The organism is Alkalimonas cellulosilytica, assembly GCF_036325985.1.
Taxonomy (GTDB): domain Bacteria; phylum Pseudomonadota; class Gammaproteobacteria; order Enterobacterales; family Alteromonadaceae; genus Alkalimonas; species Alkalimonas cellulosilytica.
In genome coordinates, this window is sequence record NZ_JAUHLI010000005.1 from 175,287 (window position 1) to 192,261 (window position 16,975).

Below are 16,975 nucleotides of genomic sequence, written 5' to 3' on the forward strand. Positions count from 1 at the left end.
TATACCGGTTCCGGCTGAAACTCGCTCTGAAAACAAAAAGCCGGTATGTATCTACCGGCTTTTTGTTTGCTTGACAGCAAGCACATTCATTTTTTCTGTTGCTTAATAAAGGTAACCAGCTCATCTTTGGCCATTGGCTTGGCATATAAAAAGCCTTGCACTTCGTCGCATCCCATGGCCAGTATCACCCGCTCTTGCGCGACCGTTTCTACCCCTTCGGCAATGGTATGAAGGCCTAAACGCTTGCCTAAATTGACAATGGTTTCTGCAATAGCAGCCCCATTGACTTTTTCAATATCATTGACAAAGACGCGGTCGATTTTAATCCGATCCAGCGGCAACTGCTGCAGATAACTAAGCGATGAGAAACCGATACCAAAATCATCAATCGCCACTTTAATGCCGAAACTTTGCAACTCCTTCAAAGCGGATATCACTACTTTCGGATCGTCCATCACCACGGACTCGGTAATTTCCAGCTCCAGCAGCTCCGGTTTAACCTGAAACTCTCCGACACAATTAATCACCGACTCGACAAAGTGCGGGCTGCGAAACTGTGGCATAGACACATTGACGGCAATGCGCAGATCTTTAAAGCCCTGTCGTTCCAACTCTTTTAATTGCAAACATGCCTGTTGCAGCACCCAGGCACCAATTTCAACAATCAGCCCGGAATACTCAGCCAGAGGAATAAACACCGCAGGGGAAACAAAACCGCCTCCCTGCTGAGGCCAGCGTAGCAAAGCTTCCATACCGATGACTTTACGGTTTTTCAGGCAAATTTGTGGTTGATACCACAGCTGCAGACGATCCAACGCAAAGTCCTGCCGCAACGTACGCAGCAAGGCCAGTCGCTCAGCAGTTTCATCCTCCATTTGCTGCTGATAATACTCATAGTTCCGGCTTATATTCTTTTTGGCCCGGTTCAGCGCAATGTAAACATGCTTTAAGATGGTCAGCCCTTGCTCGCTGCTGTCGGACAAGCGGCAAAAACCATAGGTGGCATCCACTTGCAAGCTGTGCTCAGAAGCCTGAAAAGGCTCAAGAAAAATAGCGTCCAATGCTTGCGGTGTTAAGACCTTTTCCGAGCCAATCATACCGAACACATCCGCGCCGATACGGCCGATCTGAGCATCATTGCCAAATTCCTGCACCAGGCGCTGGGTAATAGCAATCAACAGCTCGTTGCCGACTTCCTGCCCTAAACCGTCATTCACATCCGAAAAGTGGTTGATATCAATGAGCACGGCTACGCTATCTTTGGCACCCAGTTGTCTGGTATCGGCCAGTAAGCAGGTAAACTCATTGCGATTAGGCGTTTTGGTCAGGGGATCAATGTAGGCAGCATGCCGTAATTGCTGAAACAAGGTCACATTTTCGTAGCCCACGGAGATATTGCTCAAAAACACCTCAATCAACTGGCGATCAAAATCTTCAATGGGCCGGTTGGTCTCCAGATAAACTGCTGCGCAGTGATGTTCAGCTCCCAAGTACAGGGTAGTATCTTTTTCGGTAAAAATATTCTTTTTACTAAGCAAACATGCATTGATTTGATCAATGATGCGCTTGTTGTCTATGCGCTCAAGCCGGCACTTGATAAAAGGCGCATAATGACCTGCTGCCCCCAACACATAGATAGTATCGGTATTGCTGCCATCATCTTCGATTTGCGCACAAAGCACACCTTCGGCATCCAGACCAATCAAAGAAGCGATTTGAGTCACCACACCTTCCGAGAATTCATGCAGTGAGTGCTGCTCAAGCAGGTTGGCACCGGCATTGATAATTTTCTGCAAACCAATACGGTTCTGATTAATGGTGCGAATTTGTTGATAGGAGCGGATGGAGGCAATGATGGTGGTAACGAGTTTACTACGGGTCAGCTCAGTTTTGGTTTTGTAGTCGTTGATATCGTATTCTTTAATGACACTTTCTTCCGGCGCGTAACCTGGCTGACCGGTGCGAAGAATAATACGGGTATCTTCCAGTTTGAGGTCATCCCGGATTTGCTCCACCACTTTCAGACCTGCATCATCGGTTTCCATCACTACATCCAGCAGCACCAGCGCGATGTTGTCATGTTCACGTAAAAACTTTACCGCCTCTTTGCCGGAATAGGCATGGTGAAACACCAGTTTGCGGCCCTCCACCACGACATCGGAAAGCGCCAACTGAGTAACGGTATGAATCTCCTCATCGTCATCAACAATAAGTAATTGCCATTCACCAACCGTGTGGTCTGTTGCTTCCAATGCATCCGCATCGTCTGCCAGGAACAGAAAATCGTCAGGGTTTGCTTCAGGCGCCATGCACAATCCTTAGTTACCACTACAATAAGATAAGGGAGTCTCCACAGTAGGAAACTCCTTAATTAATATTATACAGAGTTCTGTCAATCGCAATGTATTCCCGATTTTATCGGTATAAATATCACCGAATTATCCAGCATACTGCACCCATATGTATCAACGGTATGGAAGAAGCCACCGGATAGGACAGGCTTGCACTTCAGCAGCACAACTGCCAGTATCAAGCAAAGAGCAACCCATGAGCTTTGATGATGAGCAAGCTGAGCATTCAAAAAACCAGTCATCAGCCGGTTGTCGCCACAACTCCGGTGCCATCTGGCAACAAACCCAGCAGCCAAAAAGTCACTGGGTCTGGCAACAAGGTGAAACGATCACAGCGTTTTTTTGCCAAATACCGTCGCCTGGCAGCTTATGCTGGTGTTCAGCTTAGTCAACAAACCGGGTTGGATCAGTTACCTTTACCACAGCGTTTACAACGTCGATTACGAATGCAGCAAGAGCGTCAGCAACTCAATCTGGAGCGGATTATTGCTCTGAGTGCCGACTACGCCCCCGAGCAGGTTGGGGATACAGAGGTCGATCCGGATTGGTTTCATCATTACTGCGAGCTGGCACTCAATATTGCCAACCCGAGTATGCAGCAGTTGTGGGCAAAAATCCTGGCCTGTGAGATTGCAGCGCCTGGCCAGTTCTCATTAAAAACCCTGTATATGCTCAAACAAATGAGCCACAAAGAGGCCCTGGCCTTGCAACAAGCAGCCAGCTTATGTTGCCGCAACAGCAGTGAGGGTTCTGGCCGCATCTATTTTGGCGTGTTTCGGCGGCCATCTTTATTCCAGCTACTGACTGGCCGCGGCAAAGCACTGCTCAACCTGAGCCAGTATAAGCTCAGTTATCCGGATATTCTGAGCCTGATGGATACCGGCTTACTGCATCATGCTGAAATTGAAAGTGGTGAGCTGGCAAAAGGCGACAGCATTGTACTCAGTATTCAACAGCAGCGCTTACAATGCACCGCCAGGCACAATGGACTGGTATTGCAATATTATAAGTTCAGCCCGCTTGGCGATGAACTCTTGCCTTTGCTGAACATACAACCGCAACCACATTATCTGGAAGCATTGCAGCAGCTGCTGAGTAATCACTTTGATGTTAGCCGCTACCGGGCAACGGAGGACGGCACCAGTTCATCAGATTAGCCAATTTATGCGCATCGAGCGGCTTAATCAGCACATCATCCATCCCTGCTTGTTTAAACGAGGCTACCTCATCCGGTAAAGCATGGGCAGTAAATGCCAGAATGGGCACTTGCTGATAGTTTTCTAATTGGCGGAGTTGTCGGGTGACTTCGACCCCGGAAATATCCGGTAACTGTATATCCATCAGAATCAAATCAAAGGCTTGTTGCTGGCACAAACTTAACGCTTGCTGCCCTGTAACTGCAGCTGTCAACTGAACGGGAAAGCTTGTTAGCATCGCCTGAATAAATGCCTGGTTGGTTTCATTGTCATCCACAACCAGTAATTGGATAAGAGCAGGCGAAGCCAGCTTGCGTTGCTTCAGTACCGCGCTTAATTCAGCTGCACTTTGCGGCAGCGGTAGCACCGGAGATGAAGCAAAGGATTGCCAGGCATCAAGGTAGGTGGCTTTGGCTAGCCCCTGGCAACCAGGCCTGGCTAACAGGCGTTGATAGTCACCTGCCTCAGGATGCTCCGGCTCAGGTAGCACCAGAATCAACGGCTCCGAGGCAGGGGGCTGGCTACGGTGCCACTCAGAAAGGTTTTGGTAATGCAACAGCTGATGGCAAGTGAGTTTGAAGCTCTGCAGCTGAGAGGCATGCAATAGCTGCGCTTCTGCCAGTAAATGAACTTTCGCCAACTGATAAGCAGGCGCCACAGCTTCATAGCGACAGGGAATACGCAACTCAACCGAACTACCTAATTCATCAAGGCATGAAACCGTGACAGCAGCAGACAATTGCTGACAACCAAGACGAAACAGATCAATATCACTCACCACAACGGTTGCAGACAGCCCGGTTGTCAATTCCAGTTGCTGACAGACATCGGCTGGCAACGACTCCCCTTTGACCAGCAGCCGGCAGTTCAGAGTTTGTTCTGCAACTGCCAGTTGCCATTGCATGCTCAGTTGACTGTGATGACTGTACCTTGCAGCCAAACGAAGCAAGGCTCGGCAACTGATAGCCAGACGATCAGCAGACAATTGCAGCTGATACTCGGTTGCGTGGCTATCCTCTTCTAGCTGTAATTCCTGCTCAGTCTGGAGCAACTGGCGCCACAGGGTTGCTTGTTGTGCGATCCAGTCCGGCAGATAGATCATCTGATCTGCATTCGATTCCTGCCGGATTAGCAATAGATCCTGCAGCAAAGCCGATTGCCAGGGCGGCGGCGTCTGCACCAGCTGACGTAACAGCTGCGTTGTCCCTTGCTCTGCCTGCGCTTGCTGCTGAGCCAATTGCTGCAAGGCCTGCTTCGCCTGCTGTTGTTCATGCAGCAAAGCAGCTCTCGACTGCTCCATCACTTCGGATTGACTGGTGAGTTCCTGCTGTTGTTGTGCGTAACGTTGTTCATTTTGAGCCATGCGGTGGGTGATTTGATGCAACAGACCTGCCATTGGGTGTTGCTGGGATAACGTCAGATCGGCTTCATCTTCCAGCCAGCAGATCATGGCCTGTTCTAATTCGCGTTGACTTTGCTCCAACTGCAACTTCTGCCGGTTTGAACGCAGCAAAAGCCATAACAGCAACAAACAAGGTAAACACAGCCAGATCAGCAATTGCCAAAGCCATAATCGCCATGGGAAATGAGGACTACCGGCTTCCAGCAACAGATAGCCCCGTACTTGTTGATCCAACAACAAAGGCTGACTGGAAAGAATACGCCCATGATGCAACCAGAGTATTTGATGCTGCTCAGCAAACCAGGCTTGCTCCGGTTGCTGCAGTAAGGTACTGAGCCCGGTAGAACTCAAGACCTCTTGATTGGCATCCAACAAGGTGATGGAAAGCACAGGGAAGCCAGCATGATGCTGAGCCGTGGAGTAGAATGCATTGATGTCCTGCTCTGCATCATCCAGCAGCAACAAAGTGGTCGCTTTTACCAGCAACTGGTTCATCATAGCCAGTTGTTGTTGAAAATCCTGTCGTACCTGATGGTGCACCTGATAAAACGTCAAAAAGGTGGTAAACAACAGCACCGACAGCATTCCAATACCCAGCACTCGACTCATCGCGGCATCTCCACCAGCAGCATCACAATGGCCGCTTCACTCAGAAGCTCAGTTCCAGTCCTACAAATACGCCAGAATAATCCATCCTGGTGGATAACCCTTGCAAATTGTCGAGTTCCAGTTTGCTGTCGCGATAACCAAGCCGAATCGCACCATCCATCATCATGGTATCAATCCACTGAAATGCAAGACCTGCCGATACATCGTGAGCCTGATGGCGGCCCGGGGTGACGCCACTGGCCTGTGCAAAGAATTGCCAGCTGGTTCCAACAAGATTCAGCCGGGTGGCAGCATACAGCATAGGAATATTGCCTTTGACACTTTGCTCACTGCCAAGTGAGGCTTGATTGCTTGCTGCAGCCTTGCCATTAATGCGCTTAACCATGGCCCCTAAATCCAGCTCAATCAAGTTGTTATCCAGCAACTCGTAATAAAGCACCAGATCCAGCTGGGACAGGTCGAGTGTTGAATTGATCTGTGAGCCAACAGCAAAGCTTTGCCCGGCCAGCGCGAAAGTTTGTGCCAGCTCAACCCGGCCCGTATGCTCCAACTGCTGATATCGAACCGCCAGGTTGGGCAACAATGGAATGGGGTGCTCCAGAGCCAGTCCAAGGCTCAATTGGTTTTTACTACGAAACTCCTGAGCCACGCTGGCACCAGTCTGACCAAAAGCACCATCGGCACTGGCTTGCCAGCTATCCAGCTGCACTTTGACCGCCAGAAAATCTGCCTGCGCCGGCGCGCTTAGCAGGAAAGGACATACGAAAAGAGCTGCAAATTTTATTTTCATAATAGGTTCTTTCAACGTCTTGGTGGCATCACTAAGCGTGCATCCAACTGCATGTGACTGCCGTCATCAAATTGCAAGTGCAACGGCACCGACTGATGCTCTTCCAACGCCTGTTGAGGTTCAAACAACATTAAGTGCAAACCACCCGGTTGAAGCGACACTTTGCCAGCCGCAGGAATATCAATGGCATCGACCTGCACCATCCGCATCATGCCATCAACATGGGTATGGGTATGCAGTTCAACCCGGGCAAAAGCGTCTGACTGCACCGCAATCAGTTGGCGCGCTTGCTCGCTGTGATTGTGCAACGTCAGATAGCCGGCGGTGACCGTTCGGCCAGGCATGGGGACACGCACAATGACTTCATCGGCTTCAATAGTCGCAGCTGGGACGGCAGCAGCAGGCTGCAAAAAAAATAACGCACTGCCAAGCAGGAGTAAGCTCAATGCTTTCATAGAACCCTCTTTATGATAAAATACAGAGAGCTACAGCATATCCTTTTTACTGCCGGGGTACTAGTCTTTGCCCTGGAGGAGTGAAGAAAAAGTCAAAAAAGCGAAAATGAAATAGCGGCTTAATGGCGGACAACTAAGTAGGAAAACAATCGGTTAAGCCCGAACTGCATAATTGGGCTTAACCTTCCATATTTGGCAGTAGCCAGGAGCATACTGCGACCAAAGGGATCATGCTCAGTACCGGTGTTAAAAAAAGCAGTAATAGTTGGTCGGCAAAAGGCATTATTCAGCTGCCTCTTGCTTGTTTGCCTCGGTCGGTAGCTCTGTTTTTTCAGCCACTTTTGGTGCCAGCTGCTCCATGATTTGCTGCATGCTTTGCTGTACAGAGTTGCGCAATTGCTCTTGCAATTCCACCGCCTGCTTTTGCAGTAAATCAGTCATTAGCTGGCTGACATTGACCTCATTGGCTTGTACCGGAGTAAAAGCAGTGGCACAAAATACAACAGCAGCAGTAATCATCATTTTGGTGTTCATGGTCGTTCTCCTAAATCGTTTGGTTGTTTGGTCTAAATGACAAACCAAGTATTTCAAGAGCCGTGCCATGTTTTTAAATTATTTTTTGCCCTTAAAAATCAATCACTTGAATATATAGATAACATTCAACATCTGTCAGGAGTAGATGGCAGATTCTTCAGTTAGTAAATTTGACCACAGAATTAGTCAAATTTACTACTGAATGGTGATTTGTTGGATAGTTAGCTTAACGACGTACCTGAGCCAAGGCGGATAACAGCAATTCAGGTCCTGATTCCGGCAAATGCCCGCGCTCCGATAAAGTGCGCCGCCACTGCCGGGCACCGGGTACGCCTTGAAACAGCCCCAGCATATGACGGGCAATTTGCCAGAAGCGTGCGCCCTGCTGCATTTGCTGCTCAATGTAAGGGATCATCTGCTCCACCACCTCATAGGGCGTTTTCGCAAATGGGGCTTCGCCATAGAGCTGTTCATCGACCTGACTGAGCAACCAGGGGTTGGTATAGACCTCACGGCCTACCATGACACCATCCAAATCGGTCAGTTGCTGCTGGCAGGCCTCGATGGTCTTCAGACCGCCGTTTAATGAGAAACTAAGGTGCGGGTAATCTCGTTTCAGCTGATGCACTCTGGGGTAATCGAGCGGTGGGATCTCGCGATTCTCTTTGGGGCTTAAGCCTTTTAACCAGGCTTTGCGGGCATGAATAATAAAATGCTCGCAACCGGCCGCTGCACACTGCTCAATCAACGTGGTCAGAAACTCGTAGCTGTCCTGCTCGTCGATGCCAATGCGGGTTTTTACCGTCACCGGGATATCGGCTTGTTGCCGCATCTCTGCCACACAGGCCGCCACCAGCTCAGGCCGCGCCATCAAACAAGCGCCAAACATGCCGTTTTGCACCCGATCCGATGGGCAGCCAACATTGATATTCACTTCATCGTAGCCACGCCCGGCCGCAATTTTGGCACAGTGCGCCATATCGGCCGGATCCGAGCCACCCAGCTGCAACACCAGCGGATGTTCTTGCTCGTTGTAGGCCAGGTAATCGCCTTTGCCGTGGATAATAGCGCCTGTGGTCACCATCTCGGTGTACAGCACCGCCCGCTGCGACAACAAGCGGTGAAAATAGCGGCAATGCCGGTCGGTCCAATCCAGCATTGGGGCAATGGAAAAGGTGTGGTCAATAGCAGTGGTCACGATGGTATCTCTGGCTACAGCAAATTCAGCTGGCTATTTTAGCATTGAACGACCAGGTGCTAAAGCAACTAAAATTGCCGGATGCAAGTTTAGAGCACTATGTTAAACTGAAGGGAGTGAAATACAGGAGCCTGCAATGTCTGTTGAAGTTCTGGTCGATAAAGCACGTTTAGTCTGCATGCAAAAAGGCAGTCGTTTTACCGCCATCCGCGAAAAGGTTTTCCGCCTGCTGGCAAAAACAGAGAGTGGTGTGGGTGCTTACGAACTGCTGGAAGAGCTAAAGCAAACCGAGCCGGGGGCCAAACCCGCCACCATCTACCGGGCGCTGGACTTCCTGACCGAGCAAGGCTTTATCCATAAAATCGAATCCAGCAATGCGTTTATGTTGTGCCAGCACTTTGATCATTCGCACCCTGCTCAGCTGCTGATTTGCGAGCAATGCGGCCATGTCACTGAACTGCACTCGCACAGCCTGGATCACGCCTTTACCGAACAAGCCGCTAAAGAAGGCTTCAGTATCAGCCGACAAACCATTGAAGCTCATGGCATTTGCAGTCGCTGTAAAGCAAACCATTAAGCGACTTTTGCCGTATCGGAATACTTGTGTATTGGCTAAACTCTATTACGCTTAATACAGTAACTTGTTGTGAATTATCACGATTAACCAGACAGGCCTAATTTCCATGAATGTTGAATTCGTTAATCCTTTTCTGTCGTCCCTGGTCAATGTGCTGGGCACCATGGCCAATACCAAGATTGTACCGGGCCAACCCCGGCTAAAAAAAGATGAAGTAGCGCGGGGCGATGTCTCCGGCCTGATTGGCATGGTCGGCAATGAAACCAAAGGCTCCTTTTCCATTACCTTTGAAGAGTCTCTTGCACTGGAAATTATGTTTCGGATGCTCGGTGAGCGACCGCCCAAAATCAACGAAGAAGTGACGGATATGGTGGGTGAAATTACCAATATGGTCACAGGGGGCGCCAAACGTATTTTAGGCGAAAAAGGCTATGAGTTCTCGATGGCGACCCCGCTGGTGGTGTCTGGTAAAGAGCACACCATTACACATAAATCGGATGGCCCTAAAATTCTGATGCCCTTTACCTCAGACTTTGGCAAGGTGCATATAGAGGTCAGCTTCGATAAGATGGGCGGCTAATCGCCGCCCTCGTAGACAAAATCCACCCGCGGGGTGATGTTGCACAGCAGCTCATAGGGTATAGTTCCAACCAAAGCCGCAATTTCTTCCACCGGCAACCCCTGCCCCCACAGCACGACCTGCTCACCCGGCTTAATGATGGCATCGCCGATATCAACGGTAAGCATATCCATCGAAACCCGGCCAACAATCGGAAAACGCCGGCCTTGCATCAGCACAGGAGTACCGTTCGGTACATTGCGCGGATAGCCATCGCCATAACCTATGGCCACCACAGCCAGCCGGGTGGCTTGCTGCGCCTGCCAGGCCGAGCCATAACCAACGGTTTCACCAGCCGCCACATCCCGCACTGCAATCACCCGGCTGCGCAAGGTCATCACCGGTTGCAAACCATGCTCATCGCCCTGCTTGCCAAGCAGAGGCGACACGCCGTACAGCATCAAACCAGGACGTACCCAGCTACCATGGCTTTGTGGCCAACCCAACACAGCGGCAGAGTTGGCTAAGGAAATTTCACCGCTCAGGCCCTGCGACCAGCGGCTAAAACGCTGCAGCTGCTCAGTGGTATCCGGGCACTCTAAATCGTCGGCGCAGGCAAAATGCGACATCAACCGGATACCGGGCACACAGTTCGGGCTTTGTGATAAAGCCTGATACGCCGCCTGGTAATGCTCTGGCGGCAAACCAAGCCGATGCATACCGGTATCCATTTTTAGCCAAACCCGGATTGGCGCATCCAGCTCGGCTGCCAGGATGGCATCGATTTGCTCTTGCTGATGCACCACTACCTGCAAATTGCTGGCAACGATCTGCGGCAACTCGTCGGCATCAAAAAAGCCTTCCAGCAACACAATAGGCTTCACAATACCACCTGCCCGCAGCGCCAGCGCCTCGTCCAGCCGGGCTACGCCAAAGGCGTCGGCCTGTTGCAGCTGCTCGGCAACTTTGAGCATGCCATGACCATAAGCATTGGCTTTTAGCACTGCCAATACCTTGCAGCCTGCGGCAACCTCCCGCACCCGTGCCAGGTTGTGCTTCAGCGCCAAGACATCAATCCGAGCGACCGGTTTACGCAGCATGCCTAATCCTCGTCGAAACGGTAGCTACCGGCATAGTTGTCAAAACGCGAGTACTGGCCATGGAAAGTCAGCCGCACCCGCCCTATCGGGCCATTCCGCTGCTTACCAATGATGATTTCAGCCGAACCTTTATCCGGGCTATCGTCGTTGTAGACTTCATCGCGGTAGATAAACATGATTAAGTCGGCATCCTGCTCAATGGAGCCAGACTCCCGCAAATCCGAGTTGACCGGCCGTTTATCGGCCCGTTGTTCCAAACTACGGTTCAGCTGCGACAGCGCCACTACCGGTACTTTCAGCTCTTTGGCCAGGGCTTTGAGTGAGCGGGAGATCTCCGCAATCTCTAAGGTACGGTTTTCACTCATACCGGGGACCGTCATCAACTGCAGATAATCGACCATGATCATGCTGAGGCCACCATGCTCGCGCGCCACCCGCCGCGCCCGTGAGCGCACTTCAGTCGGTGTCAGGCCAGACGCATCGTCGATGTACATCTTGCCTTTGGTATTCAGCAGCTCAATGGCCGAGGACAGCCGTGCCCAATCTTCGTCTTCCAGCTGACCGGTTCGAATCCGGGTTTGGTTTATACGGCCTACCGAGGCCAGCATCCGCATCATGATTTGTTCCGATGGCATCTCCAGACTGAAAATCAGTACCGGCTTATCGCTGGTGATGGCAGCATGCTCACACAGGTTCATGGCAAAGGTGGTTTTCCCCATCGATGGACGAGCAGCGACAATAATCAGATCGGAGGGTTGCAGGCCACTGGTCATTTTATCCAGATCGACATAACCGGTAGAGACACCGGTAACGCCATCGGATGGGTTGCTAAAGAGCTCATCGATTTTTTCAATGGTTTTGCTGAGGATGTCATGAATCGGCTCTGGCCCTTCATTGGCATTGGCCCGTTGCTCAGCAATTTTAAACACCCGGGTTTCGGCAAAATCCAGCAGCTCGGCGCTGGTGCGGCCCTGCGGATCATAACCGGCATCGGCAATATCGTGCGCCACGCCTATCATGTCACGGATCACCGCCCGCTCACGCACAATGTCGGCATAAGCCAGGATATTAGCGGCACTGGGGGTGTTTTTAGCGATTTCGCCCAGATAAGCAAAGCCGCCAACATCGTCCAGTTGCTGATTTTGCTCCAGCGCCTGCGATACCGTAATCAAATCCATCGGCTGGTTTTGTTCGGCCAATTTGGTCAGGGCATTAAAAATCAGCCGGTGTGCCCGCAGGTAAAAGTCCTGCTCCACCACTTTTTCCGCCACCCGATCCCAGGCTTCGTTATCCAGCATCAAACCACCCAGCACCGACTGCTCGGCTTCGATGGAATGGGGCGGCATTTTTACCGCAGCAACCTGCTTATCTTTTTGCTTTTGCATAATTCCAAAATACGATGAAGTGACCCTGCCATCCTACCCCGAGGTGCAGCGAATAAAAAGCGAGGCAGGAAAAATTAGCCATAAAAAAAGGCAGCCCCGAAGAGACTGCCCTTTTTTTAAACCAGACGGCTTAAGCTTCAGCAACCACAACCAGTTTCACGGTAGCAGTCACTTCAGCGTGCAGCTGCAGGTCGATGTCGAACTCGCCAGTCTCGCGCAGCGTGCCGTGTGGCAGCTTCACTTCAGACTTAGCAACCGCTACACCAGCTTCGGTGATAGCGTCGGCGATATCACGGGTACCGATAGAGCCGAACAGCTTGCCTTCGTCACCGGCTTTCGAAGCGATGGTCACTTCTTCCAGCGCAGCGATTTGCTCAGCACGCTTTTGCGCAGCAGCCAGACCTTCAGCCAGTTTGGCTTCCAGCTCAGCACGACGCTGTTCGAATTTTTCGATGTTAGCTTTGTTTGCAGGAACAGCTTTACCCTGTGGGAACAGGTAGTTACGAGCGTAACCGGCTTTCACTGCGACCTGGTCACCCAGACTACCCAGGTTAGCGACCTTGTCTAATAGAATAATGTTCATTGGGATACCTCTTCAGTATTCGGTTAAACCAGGCGATCAGCTGTGTGAATCGCTGTAAGGCAGCAAAGACAGGTAGCGAGCGCGCTTAATCGCACGAGCCAGCTGACGTTGATACTTCGCACTGGTACCCGTAATACGGCTGGGTACAATTTTGCCACTTTCAGTGACGTAGTTTTTCAGAGTAGCGATATCTTTGTAATCGATCTCTTTAACGCCTTCTGCAGAAAAACGGCAGAATTTACGGCGACGAAAATAACGTGACATAACACGATCTCCTAACGAATTTGTTCAATGTGTTGGGCGTGCAACACCAGTTTGCTCTGGCCGTTGCGCTGCTGATGCCGGTTTAAAAAGCCCTGCACCCGCACCATGTCTCCCAACAATAAATGCTGAGTTTGTTGTACCAAATCCCCACTGCAGACCACCTGAAGGCGTACATAACACTGACGATTCAATCCGGCTTCCTGTTGTTGGCTGCGGTGCTCTAGCACCAGGCTCAACTGCGGGATACCGGCCGGACTTTCACTGCGCGCAGGCTGACGGCAAATTTGCCCAGCACACACCAGCAAATTGTCCATGACCCCTTACTCTTCTGACGCTGCAGCCTGATGCTCAGAATCACGAGGAGCACGCTCACGGCGCTCTTCACGAACCTTAGCCATTGGTGACGGCTCAACCACGGCACCATTGGTACGCATGATCATGTTACGCAGCACAGCATCGTTGAAACGGAACGTTGTTTCCAGATCGTCGATCACGTTCTGTGGAGCTTCCACATTCATCAGCACGTAATGCGCTTTGTGCAGTTTTTCGATTGGGTAAGCCAGTTGACGGCGGCCCCAGTCTTCCAAACGGTGAACAGTACCACCAGCTTCAGTGATAGAGCCAGTGTAACGCTCGATCATGCCAGGGACTTGCTCGCTTTGATCCGGGTGGACCATAAAAATAATTTCGTAATGACGCATTGCAGCTCCTTACGGTTAATTAGCCTCGGTCAGGCTCGGCCGGACCTGCATGGAGGCAAGGAACATAGGTGTTGGCCGAAGGACGCGAATTATACTTAGGAACCGGGCAAATCACAAGCACTCTGTACACCCCCCACACTGTCATGCTTTTGTCATATTGGCGCGTTAGGCTAGCCGCTTTTCGCGTCAAGGAGAGCTTTTATCGTGATCTGCTTGCAAGGCTTACGGCAAAAAGCACGCTGGGGATTGTTGTGGCTGCTCCTTTGCCTCCCTTCACTGCAGGCAACAGAAACCGAACCGGCCGACCCTTTTCCTACTCAACCGATCCGTATAGTGGTGTACACCAGCCCAGGTGGCCTGATTGATTTAACGGCGCGCCGCTTTGCCGACATTGCCAGACGCTACAGCGAGGTACCGCTGGTAGTTATTAACCGGCCCGGAGGCGGTGGTATCGTTGCTTTTGAAGAAGCGTTGCAGCGCCCGGCTGATGGCTACACCCTGCTGGCAGTCACCCGCTCCAATATTTCCAAGATGGTAGCAACTGGCCGTGAGGATTTGATTGAACAGCTGGACTGGCACTCCTACATTATGCACAACCCTCATGTGCTTATTACCAACAGCACCAGCGGGCTCGATAGCTGGCCAGCCTTGTATCAGGATGCCTTACAAAAAGGTGATCGTCAGCTGTGGCTGGGGGCTGATATTGGCGGCGTAAAGCATGTCTCCGGCGTCAAAATGGCAAAGCAAGCGGGCATTCAGATGCGCTGGATCCCCTACAGCAGTGGCGGTCAAGCCATCGCCGCCTTGCTCGGAAATATGGGCGATGCTTACCTCGGCAATCCTCGTGATGCCCTGGCCTCCGATGATTTAACGCTGGTGGCCGTGGCGGCCACAGAGCGGCTGACTGATTTCCCCGAAGCCCCTACCTTTGCAGAGCTTGGGATCCCTGGCCTTGAACAGGAGCTGATCTGGCGTGGTTTTGCGCTACGCCAGGGTGTACCGGAGCAGCGACGGCAGTGGTTTCGTCAGTTGATTTATCAGGTAAGCCAGGATCCGGACTGGCAAGCAAGTTGGGCCAATGACGGTGTCACCCTGGTATACCAAGACAGTGCAGCTTTTCAAGCCCTGGTTGCCAGAGATACCCGGGAGTTTCAGTACTATCTGACAGAGATTGGCTTGCTACGCGAGCCTGGCAAGCGCAGCAGCTTGCTGGCGGGCATTGGTGAGCAGCAGGCCCGGCAGTTCTTTACGGCCAGCCTGCTGCTGATTAATGCGGTGCTGGCGCTGGTGCTGTTTCGCTCATCCTGGCGTGCCCATGCTGCTGAGTTAATGATCTTATCCGGCATTGCATCGCTGGCATTGTTGTTTTATCTGATGACCGTGAGCCTGCCTCCGCCATCAACTGCAGACATAGTCGGAGCTCAGGGTGTACCGAGATTATGGATTTACTTGCTGCTGCCGCTGGCACTCTATCAGGTGGCGCTGATTCTGCGTCACCCGAAAAAGAACCGGCTGCGAAAGCGGCCCCGACTGCTGTTTCGTTTTCTCAGCGCCATGCTGTGCTATGTGCTGCTGATCCCCATTCTGGGTTACTGGCTGGCTTCCCTGTTGTACCTGCCGGCAGGTCTTTATTTGCTGAAATACCGTCACCCCCGCGCCATGCTGCTACTCACTGCCGGCTGGCTGCTGTTTTCGTATTGGGTGTTTCAGCGCTTGCTCTATGTCGATTTACCCAGTGGACTGCTGCTGTAACGCGCCACTGTCAGCCTGTTTGGAGAAGGAGCGGTTGTGATTGAATATTTACTGACCGGCAGTTTAGCTGTGCTGTCCTGGTGGCCACTGGCTGCCATTTTGGCAGGATTGGTGATTGGCATCGTGGTCGGTGCCATTCCCGGCCTGTCTCCTTCCATGGGCGTTGCCCTGCTGGTGCCTTTTACTTACGGCATGTCGCCGATGCTGGCACTGATTCTGTTGCTGGCAATTTACATCGGCGCCAGCTATGGCGGATCCATTACCGCCATTACCATCAATGCACCGGGCACTGCGTCCGCTGTGGTAACCGCCATCGATGGCCATGCCATGACCCGGCAAGGCCGGCCTGCCCGGGCCCTTGGTATTTCCATTGTTACCTCAGCCGTGGCTGGCATGCTGGGTACCCTGGTGTTGATGCTGTTCTCGCAACCGCTGGCAGCCATCGCCGTTACCTTTCACCCAGCCGAATACTTTGCGTTAGCGTTGTTTGGCCTGGCCACCATTTCCTCACTGGCGGGTGCCAACTGGTTGAAAGCTTTTATTGCCGCCATCATCGGTTTGTTGATCAACACCATAGGCACCGATCCCATCTCCGGCGCCGACCGCTTTACCTTTAATTACACGCCCTTGTCCGATGGCTTTTTGCTGATCCCGGCCCTGATTGGTCTCTTTGCCTTAAGCGAAGTGTTTAGCCGGATAGAGCAGCGCGATTTTCGCAAAGAACGCCTTAATGAAGTGCAGGACCGTTGGCCCGGTTTTGTTACTTACTGGCGGTTAAAATGGGTCACGCTGCGTTCGGCCTTCATTGGTACCCTGATTGGGGTCTTCCCTGGTGCTGGCGCCACTATCGCCTCCTTTATCAGCTACGACATCGCTAAAAAACAAAGTCAGACGCCAGAGCAATTTGGTCAGGGCAGTGATGAAGGGGTTGCGGCAGCCGAAGCAGCCAACTCAGGCTCGGTTGGTGGTGCCATGGTGCCCCTGCTCACTCTGGGGATCCCCGGCAGTGCCACCACAGCCGTGCTGGTGGGTGCCATGATGATCCACAAGCTTAATCCAGGTCCCCAATTGTTTTTAAGTAGCCCGGAACTGATGTATAGCCTGTTTGCCGCTATGTTGCTGGCTAACCTGGCCCTGCTGCTGGTGGGGCTGGCAGGTAGCCGGCTTTGGATCCGGGTGACCGAGGTTCCCAAGCCGGTGCTCTTTGTGCTGATCAGCCTGATGGCGGTGATTGGTGCTTACTCGGTGCGAAACTCCATGTTTGATGTGTTTTGCTGCCTGAGCTTTGGCATTTTAGGCTGGATCTTAAAACGCAAGGACTACCCGCTAGCTCCGGTGATCCTGGGGATGGTACTCGGATCCATTGCCGAAACCAATTTCCGCCGCGCCGTGATGATGGATGGCTACGACGTCTTCCTGACCCGTCCTATCAGTGCTGTTTTGCTTGGACTGGCCCTGCTTTCGTTTGTGCTGCCATTGCTTCGGAACCGAAAGCGCATATCCTAACCCAACACCATGA

17 protein-coding genes are annotated in these 16,975 nt (G+C 51.9%); 5 read left to right on the forward strand and 12 right to left on the reverse strand.

All coding sequences use genetic code 11. The annotated features are described in order from the left end of the window. Positions 1-86: 86 nt before the first annotated feature. Positions 87-2,309: a bifunctional diguanylate cyclase/phosphodiesterase gene (locus tag QWY20_RS06640; RefSeq protein WP_330128246.1), complete on the reverse strand. Its 2,223-nt coding sequence runs from the start codon at positions 2,307-2,309 to the stop codon at positions 87-89. A gap of 248 nt (positions 2,310-2,557) precedes the next feature. Here QWY20_RS06640 and QWY20_RS06645 point away from each other — a divergent pair, with 248 nt between their 5' ends. Continuing rightward, positions 2,558-3,508: a TIGR03899 family protein gene (locus QWY20_RS06645; RefSeq protein WP_330128247.1), complete on the forward strand. Its 951-nt coding sequence runs from the start codon at positions 2,558-2,560 to the stop codon at positions 3,506-3,508. On the opposite strand, the gene QWY20_RS06650 is transcribed toward QWY20_RS06645, so the two are convergent. The 5 genes from QWY20_RS06650 to dusA all read right to left on the reverse strand — a co-directional run bounded on the left by QWY20_RS06650 (position 3,462) and on the right by dusA (position 8,538). After that, the gene (locus QWY20_RS06650; RefSeq protein ID WP_330128248.1) at positions 3,462-5,558 is read right to left on the reverse strand and encodes a response regulator; all 2,097 of its coding nucleotides are present in this window, start codon (positions 5,556-5,558) and stop codon (positions 3,462-3,464) included. The genes QWY20_RS06645 and QWY20_RS06650 overlap by 47 nt on opposite strands. Positions 5,559-5,598: 40 nt before the next feature. Beyond that, entirely contained in the window at positions 5,599-6,348 is a 750-nt protein-coding gene (locus QWY20_RS06655) for a TIGR04219 family outer membrane beta-barrel protein (RefSeq protein ID WP_330128249.1), read from the reverse strand. A gap of 11 nt (positions 6,349-6,359) precedes the next feature. Next, entirely contained in the window at positions 6,360-6,803 is a 444-nt protein-coding gene (locus QWY20_RS06660) for a copper chaperone PCu(A)C (protein WP_330128250.1), read from the reverse strand. 282 nt (positions 6,804-7,085) lie between these two features. Next, positions 7,086-7,337, reverse strand: coding sequence for a hypothetical protein (locus QWY20_RS06665; RefSeq protein WP_330128251.1), 252 nt, complete (start codon positions 7,335-7,337; stop codon positions 7,086-7,088). A gap of 226 nt (positions 7,338-7,563) precedes the next feature. Continuing rightward, positions 7,564-8,538, reverse strand: a complete 975-nt coding sequence (gene dusA / locus QWY20_RS06670) for a tRNA dihydrouridine(20/20a) synthase DusA (protein WP_407935409.1) — start codon at positions 8,536-8,538, stop codon at positions 7,564-7,566. Positions 8,539-8,671: 133 nt separating this feature from the next. On the opposite strand from dusA, the gene QWY20_RS06675 reads away from it, so the two are divergent. Next, positions 8,672-9,112, forward strand: coding sequence for a transcriptional repressor (locus tag QWY20_RS06675; protein ID WP_330128253.1), 441 nt, complete (start codon positions 8,672-8,674; stop codon positions 9,110-9,112). Positions 9,113-9,218: 106 nt separating this feature from the next. Next, the gene (locus QWY20_RS06680; protein ID WP_330128254.1) at positions 9,219-9,692 is read left to right on the forward strand and encodes a chemotaxis protein CheX; all 474 of its coding nucleotides are present in this window, start codon (positions 9,219-9,221) and stop codon (positions 9,690-9,692) included. On the opposite strand, the gene alr is transcribed toward QWY20_RS06680, so the two are convergent. The 6 genes from alr to rpsF form a co-directional block, all read right to left on the reverse strand. Then, positions 9,689-10,771, reverse strand: a complete 1,083-nt coding sequence (gene alr, locus QWY20_RS06685) for an alanine racemase (protein WP_330128255.1) — start codon at positions 10,769-10,771, stop codon at positions 9,689-9,691. The two genes, QWY20_RS06680 and alr, sit on opposite strands and share 4 nt — an antisense overlap. A 2-nt stretch (positions 10,772-10,773) precedes the next feature. Further along, positions 10,774-12,156 carry a replicative DNA helicase gene (gene dnaB, locus QWY20_RS06690; RefSeq protein ID WP_330128256.1) on the reverse strand — a complete coding sequence of 461 codons (1,383 nt, stop codon included), beginning with the start codon at positions 12,154-12,156 and terminating at the stop codon, positions 10,774-10,776. 130 nt (positions 12,157-12,286) lie between these two features. Beyond that, a complete protein-coding gene (rplI, locus tag QWY20_RS06695; RefSeq protein WP_091343324.1) occupies positions 12,287-12,739 on the reverse strand; it encodes a 50S ribosomal protein L9 in 453 nt (150 codons plus the stop codon). 36 nt (positions 12,740-12,775) lie between these two features. Continuing rightward, the gene (rpsR, locus tag QWY20_RS06700; RefSeq protein ID WP_091343326.1) at positions 12,776-13,003 is read right to left on the reverse strand and encodes a 30S ribosomal protein S18; all 228 of its coding nucleotides are present in this window, start codon (positions 13,001-13,003) and stop codon (positions 12,776-12,778) included. 11 nt (positions 13,004-13,014) lie between these two features. Then, entirely contained in the window at positions 13,015-13,317 is a 303-nt protein-coding gene (gene priB, locus QWY20_RS06705; protein ID WP_228614179.1) for a primosomal replication protein N, read from the reverse strand. Between the two features lie 6 nt (positions 13,318-13,323). Next, positions 13,324-13,704 carry a 30S ribosomal protein S6 gene (gene rpsF, locus QWY20_RS06710; protein WP_091343369.1) on the reverse strand — a complete coding sequence of 127 codons (381 nt, stop codon included), beginning with the start codon at positions 13,702-13,704 and terminating at the stop codon, positions 13,324-13,326. A gap of 204 nt (positions 13,705-13,908) precedes the next feature. Between rpsF and QWY20_RS06715 the strand changes: the two genes are divergently transcribed. Beyond that, positions 13,909-15,456, forward strand: a complete 1,548-nt coding sequence (locus QWY20_RS06715; protein ID WP_330128257.1) for a tripartite tricarboxylate transporter substrate-binding protein — start codon at positions 13,909-13,911, stop codon at positions 15,454-15,456. Between the two features lie 36 nt (positions 15,457-15,492). Continuing rightward, positions 15,493-16,962 carry a tripartite tricarboxylate transporter permease gene (locus tag QWY20_RS06720; RefSeq protein ID WP_330128258.1) on the forward strand — a complete coding sequence of 490 codons (1,470 nt, stop codon included), beginning with the start codon at positions 15,493-15,495 and terminating at the stop codon, positions 16,960-16,962. Positions 16,963-16,975 lie beyond the last annotated feature (13 nt).

Bases quoted from the DNA above. Each gene is read 5' to 3' on its own strand.
- QWY20_RS06640 (WP_330128246.1), bottom strand. From the start codon at position 2,309: ATGGCGCCTGAAGCAAACCCTGACGATTTTCTGTTCCTGGCAGACGAT.
- QWY20_RS06645 (WP_330128247.1), top strand. From the start codon at position 2,558: ATGATGAGCAAGCTGAGCATTCAAAAAACCAGTCATCAGCCGGTTGTC.
- QWY20_RS06650 (WP_330128248.1), bottom strand. From the start codon at position 5,558: ATGAGTCGAGTGCTGGGTATTGGAATGCTGTCGGTGCTGTTGTTTACC.
- QWY20_RS06655 (WP_330128249.1), bottom strand. From the start codon at position 6,348: ATGAAAATAAAATTTGCAGCTCTTTTCGTATGTCCTTTCCTGCTAAGC.
- QWY20_RS06660 (WP_330128250.1), bottom strand. From the start codon at position 6,803: ATGAAAGCATTGAGCTTACTCCTGCTTGGCAGTGCGTTATTTTTTTTG.
- QWY20_RS06665 (WP_330128251.1), bottom strand. From the start codon at position 7,337: ATGAACACCAAAATGATGATTACTGCTGCTGTTGTATTTTGTGCCACT.
- QWY20_RS06675 (WP_330128253.1), top strand. From the start codon at position 8,672: ATGTCTGTTGAAGTTCTGGTCGATAAAGCACGTTTAGTCTGCATGCAA.
- QWY20_RS06680 (WP_330128254.1), top strand. From the start codon at position 9,219: ATGAATGTTGAATTCGTTAATCCTTTTCTGTCGTCCCTGGTCAATGTG.
- alr (WP_330128255.1), bottom strand. From the start codon at position 10,771: ATGCTGCGTAAACCGGTCGCTCGGATTGATGTCTTGGCGCTGAAGCAC.
- dnaB (WP_330128256.1), bottom strand. From the start codon at position 12,156: ATGCAAAAGCAAAAAGATAAGCAGGTTGCTGCGGTAAAAATGCCGCCC.
- rplI (WP_091343324.1), bottom strand. From the start codon at position 12,739: ATGAACATTATTCTATTAGACAAGGTCGCTAACCTGGGTAGTCTGGGT.
- rpsR (WP_091343326.1), bottom strand. From the start codon at position 13,003: ATGTCACGTTATTTTCGTCGCCGTAAATTCTGCCGTTTTTCTGCAGAA.
- priB (WP_228614179.1), bottom strand. From the start codon at position 13,317: ATGGACAATTTGCTGGTGTGTGCTGGGCAAATTTGCCGTCAGCCTGCG.
- rpsF (WP_091343369.1), bottom strand. From the start codon at position 13,704: ATGCGTCATTACGAAATTATTTTTATGGTCCACCCGGATCAAAGCGAG.